Origin of the sequence: Candidatus Pelagibacter communis, assembly GCF_001179965.1 — a bacterium.
Lineage (GTDB): Bacteria > Pseudomonadota > Alphaproteobacteria > Pelagibacterales > Pelagibacteraceae > Pelagibacter.
Map to the genome: position 1 here is coordinate 1 of NZ_CVSH01000038.1, position 14,090 is coordinate 14,090.

A 14,090-nucleotide genomic window follows, 5' to 3' on the forward strand; every position below is an offset into this window, starting at 1 on the left:
ATCGCAAGATTTTATAAACATGAAAGTTGTGGGCAGTGTACTCCATGCAGAGAGGGGTCTGGCTGGATGTGGAGAATGCTTGAGAGAATGGCAAAAGGTGAAGCCTCAAGAGAGGAAGTTGACATGCTTATGGACGTCACAAAACAAATTGAAGGACATACAATTTGTGCTTTTGGAGAGGGTTCATCATGGCCTGTTCAAGGATTATTAAGACATTTCAAAAAAGAAATAGTAAAAAGAAATAATTTTAATCCACTTGTAAATAAAGATAATAAAATTCCGTACCTTGTAGATCAACATTTATTAGAGAATGACAATGCTGAAATTAAAAGTTAATGACAAAGATATCGAGATAGAGGAAGGTTTAACCGTCTTACAGGCATGTGAACAAGCTGGTGTTGAAATACCAAGATTCTGTTATCATGAAAAACTATCAATAGCAGGTAATTGTCGGATGTGTTTAGTAGAGATGGAAAAATCACCTAAACCGATTGCTTCTTGTGCGATGCCCGCCGCAGAGGGAATGAATATTAGAACAAATACACCTCAAGTGGAAAAAGCAAGAAAAGGTGTAATGGAGTTTTTGTTAGCAAATCATCCATTAGACTGTCCAGTGTGTGATCAGGGCGGGGAGTGTGATCTACAAGATCAGTCAATGTATTATGGAATTGACAAGTCAAGATTTAAAGAAAATAAAAGATTTGTACCAGAGAAATATATGGGTCCTCTTATTAAGACACAAATGACTAGGTGTATTCATTGCACAAGATGTGTAAGGTTTGCTACAGAAGTTGCTGGTATTCCTGAACTTGGAGCAATAGGAAGAGGTGAAGATATGCAAATTACCACTTATCTTGAAAAAGCGATGGAATCTGAATTATCTGGAAATGTAATTGATCTTTGTCCAGTTGGAGCACTAACATCTAAACCTTACGTATTTGAAGCTAGACCTTGGGAGTTAAAAAAAACTGAAACAATAGATGTGATGGATGCAGTAGGATCGAACATCAGAGTAGACACTTATGGATGGGAAGTAAAAAGGGTTTTACCTAGAATAAATGAAGAAATAAATGAAGAATGGATTTCTGACAAAACACGTTATGCATGCGATGGTTTAAAAAGTCAAAGATTAGATCACCCTTTAAAAAAAATTAATAACGAATTTAAAAAAATTTCTTGGAAAGAAGCTTATGAAACTATCGCAGAAAAAATTAAAATTACTTCATCTGATAAAATAGCAGGATTTATTGGAGATCTAACCAATATGGAAACAATGTTTGTGACAAAAGAGTTTTTTGAAAAAACAATTAAATCAAAAAACTTAGAAGCAAGAGATGATAATACTTATATTAATACTGAAGATAGGACTAATTATTTATTTAATAGTAAAATTAATGGCATTGAAGAAGCAGATTTTATTCTATTGATTGGAGTTAATCCAAGACTTGAAGCAACAATGTTAAACGCAAGAATTAGAAAAAATTATGTAGCAAACAAAACAGAAATTTTTTCAATTGGTGATGTAGGAGATCAAACATATCCATATAAAAAACTTTCAGCAGAAACAAAAATTATTAAAGAAATATATGAAAATAAATCAGAAATAAGTAAGAAAATTTTAGACTCTAAAAAACCCTTGGTAATAATTGGAAACTCAGCTTTAAATTTAAAATCTGGAAAATTTATATTTGAAAATATTAAAAAATTTTTGGTTGATAATAAAAAAATCAGAGATGAATGGAATCCACTTAATATACTTCCAGTTAATGCATCATCTGTAGGTAGTTACGATCTAAATTTGGTTAACAATGAAGAAAATCTAACATTAAAAAAATTACAAGAAAATGATTTTGAAATAGTATTTTTGATAGGTCAAGATAACCTTAAATTTAAAAAAAAAGCTGAATTTATAGTTTACATTGGAAGTCATGGGGATAATGGTGCTGAAATTGCAGATGTAATTCTTCCAGGTGCTACTTATACAGAACAAGACGGATTTTTTACAAATTTAGAGGGGAAATTACAGAAAGCCTATAGAGCATCATTTCCGCCAGGGGAAGCAAAAGAGGATTATAAAATTTTAAATGAATTGTCTGAACTTTTGAAGAGAAAAAAACTATTTCAAAACAAGGACGATCTTATTGATAATCTTCTTAACTATTTAGATTTAAATCAAAAGAAAATACAATCAAAAATTTTTTCTCCTGTAGATTATATAGATGAAAAAATAATAATTAATCCAATAGATTACTATTATTCAAATGTTATAGCTAGAGCGTCAAAAACAATGTCAGAGTGTAGAAGTATTAAAACTGATCTAAAAAAAACAGGCACAGAAGGATAGATGCAACATTATTTTATAATTTTAGCCTCTGAGATTTACAAAATTTTATTTTTATTGATTCCAGTTCTAGTTACCGTAGCAATGATTGTTTGGCTAGACAGAAGAGTGTGGGCATTTGTTCAAAAAAGAAGAGGTCCTAATGTAGTTGGTCCGTTTGGACTACTACAATCACTAGCAGATGCTCTTAAATATATATTTAAGGAAATAATAATACCTGCAAGCTCAAATAAAGTAATCTTCATATTAGCACCAATTGTTACAATGACGTTGGCACTTATAGCTTGGGCAGTAATACCTTTTAGTGATGAATTTGTTTTAGCCGATATTAATGTCGGAATATTATATATCTTTGCTGTTTCCTCACTTGGTGTTTATGGAATAATTATGGGAGGTTGGGCCTCAAATTCAAAGTATCCTTTTTTAGGCTCAATAAGATCAGCAGCCCAGATGGTATCTTATGAGGTATCGATTGGTGTTATAATAATTAATGTATTGTTATGTGTTGGGTCCCTAAATTTAAGCGACATTGTTTTAGCTCAAGAAAAAATTTGGTTTGTCATACCTTTATTTCCAATGTTTGTGATTTTTTTTATATCAGCACTTGCAGAAACAAATAGACCACCATTTGATTTACCTGAGGCTGAGGCGGAACTTGTAGCAGGTTATCAAACAGAATACTCCGGAATGATGTATGCAATGTTTTGGTTAGGGGAATATGCAAATATACTTTTAATGTGTGCATTAGGTTCTATATTATTTTTGGGTGGATGGTTATCTCCAATAAATATGTACCCATTTGATATAGTGCCCAGTCCTTTATGGTTAATTCTCAAAATTCTCTTTTTATTTATATTATTTGCACTAGTTAAAGCCATCGTACCAAGATATAGATATGATCAATTAATGAAGCTAGGTTGGAAAATATTCCTTCCATTTTCTTTAATTTGGGTGGTTTTAACTGCAGGGTATTTAATGTATTTTGATTTATTACCGATGGTTTAATTATGAAATTACGAAGAATATTTAAAACAGTATTTATGGTAGACTTCATCACTGGTCTATCAATGGCTATTAAAGAACTATTTAAAGAGAAAAAAACAATTAATTATCCTTTTGAAAAAGGAAAGATCAGCCCAAGGTTCCGGGGGGAGCATGCCTTAAGAAGATATCCTAATGGTGAGGAAAGATGTATTGCTTGCAAATTATGCGAAGCAGTTTGTCCAGCTCAAGCCATAACTATCGAGTCAAACGAAAGAGCTGACGGCAGTAGAAAAACAACAAGGTATGATATTGACATGTTAAAATGTATTTATTGTGGTTTATGTGAAGAGTCGTGCCCTGTGGATGCAATTGTTCAAGGACCAAATTTTGAATTTGCTACAGAAACAAGAGAGGAATTATATTATAATAAGGAAAAATTGTTAGAAAACGGAGATCGTTGGGAGAGTGTATTAGCGGCAAACATTAAAGCTGATAATCCCTATAGATAATGATAGCTCACGCAATTTTTTTTTATATATTTTCTTTTATAGCCGTTATCTCAGCAGTAATGGTAACTGTTTCAAAAAATACAGTTCACTCAGTTTTTTTTTTAATTTTAGATTTTATTAGCATTTCATGTTTATTTATTATGATCGGTGCAGAGTTTTTGGGAATGATTATGCTAATTGTATATGTTGGCGCTGTTGCAGTACTATTTTTATTTGTTGTTATGATGTTAAATGTAGCACATCAAAAAAATACATTTTTTAAATCAACTCATGGATCAAGACACATACCTATTGGACTACTAGTAAGTCTAATTATTTTTTTTGAATTAGTAATAGTAGTTGGTGGCTGGAAATATAAACCTGATTTAATAAATAGTATTTCTTTAGAAATAAGCGAGGTCTCAAACACTCACTCAATAGGATATGTTCTATATACAGATTATATACATTTATTTCAGCTCTCTGGCATGATTCTTTTAGTTGCTATGATTGGAGCAATTATTTTAACTTATAGAAAAAGAGAAGGGTTAAAAAGGCAAAGTTATTTTAGTCAAATTTCAAGAGAAAAAGGTGATGGCGTAGATTTAGTAGATGTTGAGAAAAATAAAGGAGTAAAAATTGATGTTTGAAATTGGTCTTGGTCATTATTTAACACTCGGGGCAGTTATATTTACCATTGGAGTAGTTGGAATTTTTTTAAATAGAAAAAATATTATTGTGATTTTAATGAGTATTGAACTAATTTTGTTATCAGTAAATATAAATCTAGTTTCATTCTCAATTTTTATTAATGATTTGAGTGGTCAGATATTTACATTATTTATCCTAACCGTTGCAGCAGCAGAAGCAGCAATAGGTCTTGCAATAATAGTTGTATATTACAGAAATGCTGGAAGTATACGTGTAGAGGAAATAGACAAATTAAAAGGTTAAAATGGAATACCTAATATTATTTTTACCATTGATAGGTGCAATCATATCTGGTTTTTTTGGAAATAAAATTGGAGATAGATCTTCAGAAATACTAACAAGCTTATTTACAACAACAGCGGCGATTTTATCTATAATTATTTTTTATAATGTTATCTTTGAGGGGTATGAAAATAATATAGTATTATTTAAATGGATTTACTCTGGTACTCTAAATGTAAACTGGTCCATAAAAATTGATGCTTTGTCATCAGTAATGTTGGTGGTTGTTACGTTTGTATCATCATTAGTTCATATTTATTCCGTTGGTTACATGTCTCATGACCCAAATAAACCAAGGTTTATGTGTTATTTATCCTTATTTACATTTTCAATGCTAGCCCTTGTTACTGCTGACAATTTTTTACAATTATTTTTTGGTTGGGAAGGAGTAGGTTTATGTTCTTATTTACTGATTGGATTTTGGTTTAAAAAAGAAACTGCGAATAATGCAGCAATAAAAGCTTTTTTAGTAAATAGAGTAGGTGATTTTGGTCTAGCTTTAGGTGTTTTCTTAATCTTTTATTATTTTGGAACTGTAAACTTTGATGTTGTATTTGAACAAATTCCACAAATTGACAAAAAGAGTATTAATTTTTTAGGAGTAAATTTTAATGCAGTAGATTTAATATGTTTGTTACTTTTCATTGGAGCAATGGGTAAATCTGCCCAAATTTTTTTACATACTTGGTTACCCGATGCCATGGAGGGGCCGACACCCGTATCTGCACTTATACATGCAGCTACAATGGTAACAGCTGGTGTATTTTTAGTTGTTAGATGTTCACCAATTTATGAATATTCAGAATTAATTTTGGCATTCATAACTATAATCGGTATGACAACTGCAATTTTTGCTGCAAGCATTGCTTTAGTTCAAGATGATATTAAAAAAATAATTGCCTATTCGACCTGTAGTCAATTAGGTTATATGTTCTTTGCTGCTGGTGTTGGTGCATATAATGTTGCTATGTTTCACCTGTTTACACATGCTTTTTTTAAAGCTTTATTATTTCTAGGATCAGGTTCAGTTATTCATTCTTTTAAAGACGAACAAAATATAAACTTAATGGGAGGAGTCTGGAAAAAGCTACCTGCAACATATTCTTTAATGATCGTTGGTACATTAGCATTAACAGGATTTCCTTTTTTATCTGGATTTTATTCAAAAGATGCAATTATTGAGTTTGCTTATCTAAGTGGGAGTAATGTTGGATATTATGCAGCATCAATTGGAATATTCACAGCTTTATTAACATCTATTTACTCTTGGCGATTGATATTTAAAACATTTCACGGAACTTATGAAAATAAAGATATAAAAATAGATGAGATGCATGAGTCGCCTTTAGTGATGATTGTGCCTTTATTTATTTTAGCTTTAGGTGCAATTGGTTCAGGTTACTTATTCAAAGAGCTTTTTATAGGCTATAATAGTTCGGCTAATTTTTGGGGAAACTCTATATTTTTTTTAGAGCCCTTAAGTCAAAATCATCCACCCAAATGGTTCATTTTGCTTACACCAATATTAGTTGTTTTAACAATTCCGTTTTCATATATTTTATTTGTTAAAAATAAAGATTTTCTTATAAATTTTGTTTCAACGAACCGACCACTTTATCAATTTCTAAAAAATAAATGGTACTTTGATGAGCTATACGATTTTTTATTTGTAAGATTTTTTAAATTTATCGGAAAATTCTTTTGGAAAAAAATTGATGGAGCTGTAATAGATAAATTTGGACCTGATGGTATTTCAAATATAATAAAATTTTTATCAAATAAAGCTGTCAAATTTCAAACCGGTTATGTATATCAATATGCTTTTGTTATGCTAATAGGTTTTTCAATTTTATTAACAATTTTAATTGTAAAATAATGAATATACCGATTTTATCGTCTTTAATATTTCTACCTACAATTGGAGCAATATTTATCTTTTTTTCTAGATCTAAAAATGAAAAATATAATAGTAGCAAATATGTTGCATTATTTATAACTATAGCAAATTTTTTTCTATCTATATATCTATGGTTAATTTTTGATCAATCAACATCAGATTTTCAATTTGTAGAAACTAGAGAATGGATCCCTGGTTTTATAAATTACAAAGTAGGTGTTGATGGTATTTCTATTTTATTTATTATTTTAACTACATTTATAACACCTATATGCGTTGTATCAGTCAATAAAACCATTAAGTCACGTCTAAAAGATTTTTTAATATCGATTTTACTTCTTGAAACTTTAATGATTGGAGTTTTTTGTTCTCTTGACTTAGTAATTTTTTATTTATTCTTTGAAGGTGGCTTAATACCAATGTTTCTCATAATAGGTATTTGGGGTGGTGAGAGAAGAGTGTATTCTGCTTTTAAGTTTTTTTTGTTTACACTTTTAGGATCTGTTTTGATGTTAGTCGCAATAATATCTATTTATTGGCTAACAGGCACAACAGATGTTGTGAAACTTTATGAAATTGGTATTGATGCAAAATACCAAAATTTATTATGGCTTGCTTTTTTTAGTTCATTTGCCGTTAAAACTCCTATGTGGCCTGTGCACACATGGTTACCCGATGCCCATGTTGAAGCACCAACAGCTGGGTCCGTTATATTAGCTGCAATTCTACTTAAAATGGCAGGCTATGGATTTTTAAGATTTTCAATTGGACTATTTCCAATTGGCTCAGAATATTTTGTACCATTAGTATATATCTTAAGTTTGATAGCTATAATTTATACATCATTGGTAGCTCTAATGCAGGAAGATATGAAAAAATTGATAGCTTATTCTTCAGTAGCACATATGGGTTTTGTCACATTAGGCATATTCACTCTTACTCAACAAGGTTTAGAAGGAAGTATTTTTCAAATGATAAGTCATGGATTAGTGTCAGCAGCTTTATTTCTTTGTGTAGGTGTAGTTTATGAAAGAATGCATACAAGATTGATAAAAGATTATGGTGGCTTAGTGTCAATAATGCCAAAATACGCAATTGTTTTTATGATATTTGCTTTAGGATCGTTAAGCCTTCCTGGTACAAGTGGCTTTATTGGTGAATTTTTAATCCTTATGGGAGCTTTTAAAAAAAACTTTTTAGTAGCAACAGTTGCAAGTGTTGGTGTAATTTTAGGCGCTGCATATATACTTTGGTTATATAAAAGAGTTATATTTGGAAAAATAAAAAATCAGGAAGTTACAAAAATGCTAGATTTAAATAAACATGAGATATTAATTCTTTGGAGTTTAGCAGTACCAATTATTTTTTTTGGTTTTTATCCTGAACCTTTAATTAATACCATGGAGGTCTCAATTAATAATTTAATTGATATGTATAATTCAAATTTATCAAATAATATTGTAATGAGTAAATGAATATTGATTTAAATCTCATATTTCCAGAAATATTCTTATCACTCTCAATAATGTCTTTATTAATGATTGGAGTTTTTAAAAAAAATAGTTCTAATCTTATATTTAATTTATCAATATTAACTTTATTTATTCTTGCAGCTTTAATTTTAAATTTATCCTCAGTCAATAAAATTTTAATTTTCAATAATAGTTATGTGATAGATGATGTTGCCAATTTTATGAAAATATTGACAGCTATATCTGCAATTTTTGTTTTATCTATTTCGACAGATTTTTTGAAGAGTTTAAAAATTTACCAAATTGAATATCCAATTTTAATTCTCTGCTCGATACTTGGTATGATGGTTATGATAAGCTCAAATGATTTGATTGTTTTTTATATTGGCCTGGAACTTCAGTCTCTTGCTCTATATGTTCTTGCTGCTTTTAATAGAGATAATGTTTTATCTTCTGAGTCGGGGTTAAAATATTTTGTATTAAGCGCGTTATCCTCTGGCTTATTACTTTATGGCTGCTCATTAATATATGGTTTTACAGGTTCAACAAATTTTAATGAAATAGCGAACAACACAAACCAAGTTCCTTATGGTTTAACGTTTGGAATTGTTTTTATATTGGTTGGTTTAGCATTTAAAATTTCAGCCGTGCCATTTCATATGTGGGCACCTGACGTCTATCAAGGTTCACCAACATCAGTAACATTATTTTTTGCCTTAGTGCCAAAAATAGCAGCCACATGTGTATTTATAAGATTTTTATATGTACCCTTTGTTAATATGATTGAACAATGGCAAATGATAATAATATTTATTTCAATAGCCTCAATGATTTTTGGAGCCATAGCTGCAATTGGCCAAAAAAATTTGAAAAGACTTATAGCTTACAGTTCTATAGGGCATATGGGCTATTCACTTGCAGGGATTGCCACAGGAAGTAGCGAAGGTGCACAAAGTACAATAATTTATATAACAATTTATGTAATCATGAATCTAGCACTGTTTTGCTGTTTATTTATGTTAAAAAGAAATAATGAATATTTCGAAAATATTGAAGATCTATCTGGTCTTTCTAAAAATCATCCAATTTTATCTCTATCTTTATTAATCATATTATTTTCATTAGCTGGAATTCCACCATTAGCAGGTTTTTTTGCAAAATTTTATATTTTTATGGCAGTTATAGAGCAATCAATGTTTTTTTTAGCAATAATCGGCTTACTATCAACAGTTGTCGCGGCTTTTTATTATTTGAGAATAATTAAAATTATATATTTTGATCCAAGCAAAGAAAAGTATGACTCCAATCATAGTTTAGGATTAAGAATATCATTGATTGTGTCTACTATTTTTTTAGTTTTTTACTTCACATATCCAAATAGCCTTTTAGGAATAATCTCAAAAATTAATATCATTTAATGGTAATTAAGAAATATTATTTTAAAAAAATTAAAAGTACTAACGATCAAGCAATTAAAATGATTAAAAGAGGCTATAATAAAGGCATTATAATTACTGAAGAACAGACTGATGGCAGAGGACAGCATGGGAATAAATGGATTTCATTAAAGGGAAATTTGTTTATGACAATTTTTTTTGAAATCAACAAAAAAAGAAAAATTTCTGAATTTACCAAATTGAACTTAAAAATAATAAAAAGAGTAATACAAAAATATATAAAAAAAAAATTAACAATTAAGTACCCAAATGACATACTTGTTAATGAAAAAAAAATTTGTGGAATACTTCAAGAGGTTATTTTTTTTAAACTTAAAAAACTGATGATAGTTGGAATTGGAATAAATATAAAAAAATCTCCAAAAATCAATAAATATAAAACAACATTTTTAAATCAGCATACTATAAAAAAAATAGATAAAATGTCTGTAATAAAAAATCTACAAAAAATATTTGAAAAAAATATAAGGTTTTATAAATGTATTTAATTGGCGATATTGGAAATACTGAAACCAAAATCTTTTTGTTTGATCAAAATTTTAAAATTAAAAAAAAATGGAATCTTCCATCAATTAAGATAAGTAAAAGATATCTCTATTTAAATATGCGATTTTTGATAAGTAAAAGATCGAAAGTCAAAAAAATTATATTTAGCAGTGTTGTTCCAAAATCATTTTTTTTAATTAAAGAATTTTTAAATAAAGAGATTAAAAAAGTAAGAGTTATCGAATTAAAACAGATTAATTTAAAAAATCTAATAAAATTAAGGGTAAACAGAAAACAAGTTGGATCTGATAGACTAGCAAATGCTATTGGTATTATGGAAAAAAATAAAAATTATATAGTAATAGATTTTGGAACTGCTACCACTTTTGATGTCATAACTAATAATATTTATTTAGGAGGAATTATAGCCCCAGGTGTTAATCTTTCTTTAGAAAATTTAATAAACAAAGCTTCTTTGATCCCTAGAATAAAGTTAAATAAAACCTCTAATATCATTGGGAAAAATACGTCTGATGCTGTTAAATCAGGTTTTTTTTGGGGATACTCAGGTCTAATTGACAATATAATTAAATTGATTAAAAAAAACACACAAAAACAATTTAGAGTAATTCTTACAGGTGGTTTATCACATCTTTTTAAAAATTCTTTAAAAGGCAAACCATTAATTAAAAAAGATTTGACTATAAATGGTTTAAAAAAAGTAATTTTAAAATTAAAAATATGAAAGAAGAGCTATTATTTTGTCCATTAGGAGGATCTGGGGAAATTGGTATGAATATGAACCTTTTTGCTTACGGAAAACCAGATAATCGAAAATGGATAATTGTTGATATTGGAGTTACATTTGCTGATGATAGTGTCCCAGGTATAGATTTAATTTATCCTGATCCAGGTTTTATTGTAGATAAAAAGGATGATTTGTTAGGAATTGTCTTAACACATGCACATGAAGATCATATTGGTGCAATCGCACATATTTGGCCAAAGCTAAAATGTAATATATATGCAACCCCATTTACAAGTGTTTTAATTTCAGAAAAATTTAAAGAAAAAAAAATAGATATAAGTCCATTTTTAAAAATAAAAGAGCTTAATAGTACATTAGAGTTAAATCCATTTAAAATAGAGTTTATAACACTAACGCACTCAATTTTAGAACCAAATGGTTTAAGAATTGAAACTCCCGCAGGTAACATCTTACACACAGGAGATTGGAAGGTAGATCCTAATCCGTTGATTGGAGGAGATATAAATTCAAAAAGGTTAAAAGAAATTGGTGATGATGGAGTTTTAGCAATGATTTGCGACTCAACAAATGTTTTTAGCGTTGGAAAGTCAGGATCAGAAATGGATGTTAGAAAAAGCATTCTTAACATTATGCAAAGATTAAAAAAAAGAATAATAGTAACATCATTTGCTTCAAATGTAGCTCGTATGGAGACAATATTCTTTTGTGCTGAAAAAACGGGTAGGCAAATTTCATTAGTCGGAAGATCCATGCATAGAATTTATAAAGCTGCAAGAAAGTGTGGATATTTAGAAAATACCATTGAACCCATAGACTCCAGAGATGCAAAAAATATATCTAGAGACAAAATTGTTTATTTGTGCACAGGAAGTCAAGGAGAGCCAATGGGAGCCATGACAAGAATATCAAATTATACTCATCCAGATGTATTTATTGAAAAAGGAGATACAGTAATATTTTCATCAAAAATTATACCCGGAAATGAAAAAAAGCTTTATAAATTACATAATCAGCTAGTGAAAGAAGGCATTGAGGTAATCTCAGAAGATAATGAATTTGTTCATGTATCAGGTCATCCTAATAGAGAAGATTTAAAAGAAATGTATAGTTGGGTAAAACCAAAATGTGTAATCCCAGTTCATGGAGAACATCGTCATATGATAGAACATATTAATTTTGCTAAAGAAATGCAGGTTGCTTATCCGGTACAAGTAGAGAATGGAGATATAGTCAAACTTTCTCCGGGTACAGCTCCAGAAGTTTACGATAAGGCGCCAAGTGGAAAACTTTTTTTAGATGGAAAAATGAGTGTAGAGGAAGATTCGCAATCAATTAAAGAGAGAAAAAATTTATCTATTAACGGTTTTTTAGAGGTAACAATTCTCATTACACCAAAGGGAAATATTCATCAAAAGCCAATTCTTTCATATAAAGGTCTACCACTTAATGAAGATAGTGGATTTACATATGGTTTAGAGGAAGAAATTGAAAAAGTTACTAAAACTTTTTCCTTAAATAATACCAAACAAGAGGCAAATTTAATAGATACACTCAAAAGTATTTGTAAAAAATACTCAAGAGATAAAACAGGAAAAAAACCTTTAACAAATATTAATTTAGTGAGAATATAATTGAGTTTAACAGGTTCCCTAATAATATATGTATTAATATGGTGGATAGTATTTTTTGCTTTACTACCAATAGATGTAAATAGAGAAAAAAAACAAAATATCATAGGAATTGACGCTGGAGCTCCAGAAAACCCCAAAATAATAAAAAAGTTTGTTTATTCTACTTTAATTACCTCTATAATTTTTATAATTATATTTTTGTTAGTAAAATATGAATATTTAAATATAAGAAACCTAATAAGCTAATGTATTTTTCAAAATCACTGATACCAATTTTAAAAAATAATCCAACAGAGGCTAAAATTAAATCGCATCAACTAATGTTACGTATTGGTATGATTAAGCAATCAGCTTCAGGAATATATTCTTGGCTACCATTAGGATTTAAAGTGATGAAAAAAATTGAGCAAATTGTAAGAGAAGAACAGGATAATATTGGTGTACAAGAAATGCTAATGCCAACAATACAATCAAGTGAAATTTGGAAAGAAAGTGGAAGGTATGAGGATTACGGCGAAGAAATGTTAAGAATTACAGATAGACAAAATAGAGAAATGTTATATGGGCCAACAAACGAAGAACTCATTACAGATATTTTTAGAAACTCAATAAAGTCGTATAAATCTTTGCCTCAACTTTTGTACCATATACAATGGAAATTTAGAGATGAATTAAGGCCACGATTTGGAATTATGAGATGTAGAGAATTTTATATGAAAGATGCATACTCATTTGATATAAGTGACGAGGAAGCATTATTTTCGTATAATAAATTTTTTTTGTCTTATTTAAGAACCTTCAAAAGATTAGAATTATCAGCTATACCAATGGCTGCCGATACTGGACCAATAGGTGGAAATCTTTCCCACGAATTTATTATCCTTGCCGAAACAGGTGAAAGTAAAATTTATACAGACAAAAGAATCTTTGATGTTCAAAGTGATAATACAAAAATAAATAAAAAATCACTATCTGAATTAAGAGAAAAATTTGAAAAGTTTTATGCTGTTACAGATGAAAAATATAACAAAAAAGAATTTGATGACAAGGTTCCAGAAGAACATAGGTTAAATACCAAAGGAATCGAAGTTGGTCATATATTTTATTTTGGTGACAAGTATTCAAAACCTATGAATGCATCTGTTGACTTACAAGGCAAGAAAGAATTTGTTAAAATGGGGTCATATGGTGTAGGTGTATCAAGATTGGTTGGCGCAATTATAGAAGCTAAATTTGACGACAAAAATGAAATTATGAAATGGCCAATTTCTGTTGCGCCATATGAGTGTGCAATCTTACCTTTAATTAATAAAAATGATAAAAGTAATTTGGAAAAAGCAATTAATCTTTCAAATGAATTAAGCAAAAATAATATTGAATTCATTATAGATGATACAGATGATAATTTTTCATCTAAAATAAAAAAATTCAATTTAATTGGAATTCCATTTCAAATTATGATTGGAAATAAAAATGATGGCACAAACTTTGAATTTAGAGAAGTTGGTCAAGAGCCTAAAAGCTTACCAATTGATAAAATAATAGAACAAATTAAAATTAATAAGAAGTAAA

Annotated in this window: 14 protein-coding genes; all 14 read left to right on the top strand. The window is 29.1% G+C overall.

Annotation, left to right across the window (positions count from 1 at the left end; translation table 11 throughout):
• A partial coding sequence (locus AMN73_RS01475) for an NADH-ubiquinone oxidoreductase-F iron-sulfur binding region domain-containing protein (RefSeq protein WP_306452618.1) occupies positions 1–336 on the top strand: 336 nt, incomplete at its 5' end.
• Positions 317–2,344 carry an NADH-quinone oxidoreductase subunit NuoG gene (nuoG, locus tag AMN73_RS01480; protein WP_075534587.1) on the top strand — a complete coding sequence of 676 codons (2,028 nt, stop codon included), beginning with the start codon at positions 317–319 and terminating at the stop codon, positions 2,342–2,344. The genes AMN73_RS01475 and nuoG, both read left to right, overlap by 20 nt.
• The gene (nuoH, locus tag AMN73_RS01485; protein WP_075534529.1) at positions 2,345–3,346 is read left to right on the top strand and encodes an NADH-quinone oxidoreductase subunit NuoH; all 1,002 of its coding nucleotides are present in this window, start codon (positions 2,345–2,347) and stop codon (positions 3,344–3,346) included.
• A gap of 2 nt (positions 3,347–3,348) precedes the next feature.
• Positions 3,349–3,834: an NADH-quinone oxidoreductase subunit NuoI gene (gene nuoI, locus AMN73_RS01490; protein WP_075534530.1), complete on the top strand. Its 486-nt coding sequence runs from the start codon at positions 3,349–3,351 to the stop codon at positions 3,832–3,834.
• A complete protein-coding gene (locus tag AMN73_RS01495) occupies positions 3,834–4,463 on the top strand; it encodes an NADH-quinone oxidoreductase subunit J (protein ID WP_075534531.1) in 630 nt (209 codons plus the stop codon). Before nuoI ends, AMN73_RS01495 begins: the two co-directional genes overlap by 1 nt.
• On the top strand, positions 4,456–4,767 hold the full coding sequence (gene nuoK, locus AMN73_RS01500) for an NADH-quinone oxidoreductase subunit NuoK (protein ID WP_075534532.1): 312 nt from the start codon (positions 4,456–4,458) through the stop codon (positions 4,765–4,767). Before AMN73_RS01495 ends, nuoK begins: the two co-directional genes overlap by 8 nt.
• Before the next feature lies 1 nt (position 4,768).
• Positions 4,769–6,682: an NADH-quinone oxidoreductase subunit L gene (nuoL, locus tag AMN73_RS01505; RefSeq protein WP_075534533.1), complete on the top strand. Its 1,914-nt coding sequence runs from the start codon at positions 4,769–4,771 to the stop codon at positions 6,680–6,682.
• Complete coding sequence (locus tag AMN73_RS01510; RefSeq protein WP_075534534.1) at positions 6,682–8,178, top strand: NADH-quinone oxidoreductase subunit M; 1,497 nt, start codon at positions 6,682–6,684, stop codon at positions 8,176–8,178. Before nuoL ends, AMN73_RS01510 begins: the two co-directional genes overlap by 1 nt.
• Positions 8,175–9,593 (top strand): NADH-quinone oxidoreductase subunit NuoN, encoded by a 1,419-nt coding sequence (gene nuoN / locus AMN73_RS01515; protein ID WP_075534535.1) that lies wholly within the window; start codon positions 8,175–8,177, stop codon positions 9,591–9,593. Before AMN73_RS01510 ends, nuoN begins: the two co-directional genes overlap by 4 nt.
• Positions 9,593–10,120, top strand: a complete 528-nt coding sequence (locus AMN73_RS01520) for a biotin--[acetyl-CoA-carboxylase] ligase (protein ID WP_075534536.1) — start codon at positions 9,593–9,595, stop codon at positions 10,118–10,120. Before nuoN ends, AMN73_RS01520 begins: the two co-directional genes overlap by 1 nt.
• A complete protein-coding gene (locus AMN73_RS01525; protein ID WP_075534537.1) occupies positions 10,111–10,863 on the top strand; it encodes a type III pantothenate kinase in 753 nt (250 codons plus the stop codon). Before AMN73_RS01520 ends, AMN73_RS01525 begins: the two co-directional genes overlap by 10 nt.
• The gene (locus AMN73_RS01530; RefSeq protein ID WP_075534538.1) at positions 10,860–12,518 is read left to right on the top strand and encodes a ribonuclease J; all 1,659 of its coding nucleotides are present in this window, start codon (positions 10,860–10,862) and stop codon (positions 12,516–12,518) included. The genes AMN73_RS01525 and AMN73_RS01530 overlap by 4 nt, the downstream gene beginning before the upstream one ends.
• On the top strand, positions 12,519–12,764 hold the full coding sequence (locus tag AMN73_RS01535; RefSeq protein WP_075534539.1) for a DUF1467 family protein: 246 nt from the start codon (positions 12,519–12,521) through the stop codon (positions 12,762–12,764).
• Complete coding sequence (gene proS / locus AMN73_RS01540) at positions 12,764–14,089, top strand: proline--tRNA ligase (RefSeq protein WP_075534540.1); 1,326 nt, start codon at positions 12,764–12,766, stop codon at positions 14,087–14,089. The genes AMN73_RS01535 and proS overlap by 1 nt, the downstream gene beginning before the upstream one ends.
• Position 14,090: the final 1 nt, after the last annotated feature.

Excerpts from the sequence above, each read along its gene's own strand:
- AMN73_RS01520 (WP_075534536.1), top strand. The coding sequence starts at position 9,593 with ATGGTAATTAAGAAATATTATTTTAAAAAAATTAAAAGTACTAACGAT.
- nuoG (WP_075534587.1), top strand. The coding sequence starts at position 317 with ATGCTGAAATTAAAAGTTAATGACAAAGATATCGAGATAGAGGAAGGT.
- AMN73_RS01510 (WP_075534534.1), top strand. The coding sequence starts at position 6,682 with ATGAATATACCGATTTTATCGTCTTTAATATTTCTACCTACAATTGGA.
- AMN73_RS01530 (WP_075534538.1), top strand. The coding sequence starts at position 10,860 with ATGAAAGAAGAGCTATTATTTTGTCCATTAGGAGGATCTGGGGAAATT.
- nuoN (WP_075534535.1), top strand. The coding sequence starts at position 8,175 with ATGAATATTGATTTAAATCTCATATTTCCAGAAATATTCTTATCACTC.
- nuoI (WP_075534530.1), top strand. The coding sequence starts at position 3,349 with ATGAAATTACGAAGAATATTTAAAACAGTATTTATGGTAGACTTCATC.
- proS (WP_075534540.1), top strand. The coding sequence starts at position 12,764 with ATGTATTTTTCAAAATCACTGATACCAATTTTAAAAAATAATCCAACA.
- AMN73_RS01495 (WP_075534531.1), top strand. The coding sequence starts at position 3,834 with ATGATAGCTCACGCAATTTTTTTTTATATATTTTCTTTTATAGCCGTT.
- AMN73_RS01525 (WP_075534537.1), top strand. The coding sequence starts at position 10,111 with ATGTATTTAATTGGCGATATTGGAAATACTGAAACCAAAATCTTTTTG.
- nuoH (WP_075534529.1), top strand. The coding sequence starts at position 2,345 with ATGCAACATTATTTTATAATTTTAGCCTCTGAGATTTACAAAATTTTA.
- nuoL (WP_075534533.1), top strand. The coding sequence starts at position 4,769 with ATGGAATACCTAATATTATTTTTACCATTGATAGGTGCAATCATATCT.
- nuoK (WP_075534532.1), top strand. The coding sequence starts at position 4,456 with ATGTTTGAAATTGGTCTTGGTCATTATTTAACACTCGGGGCAGTTATA.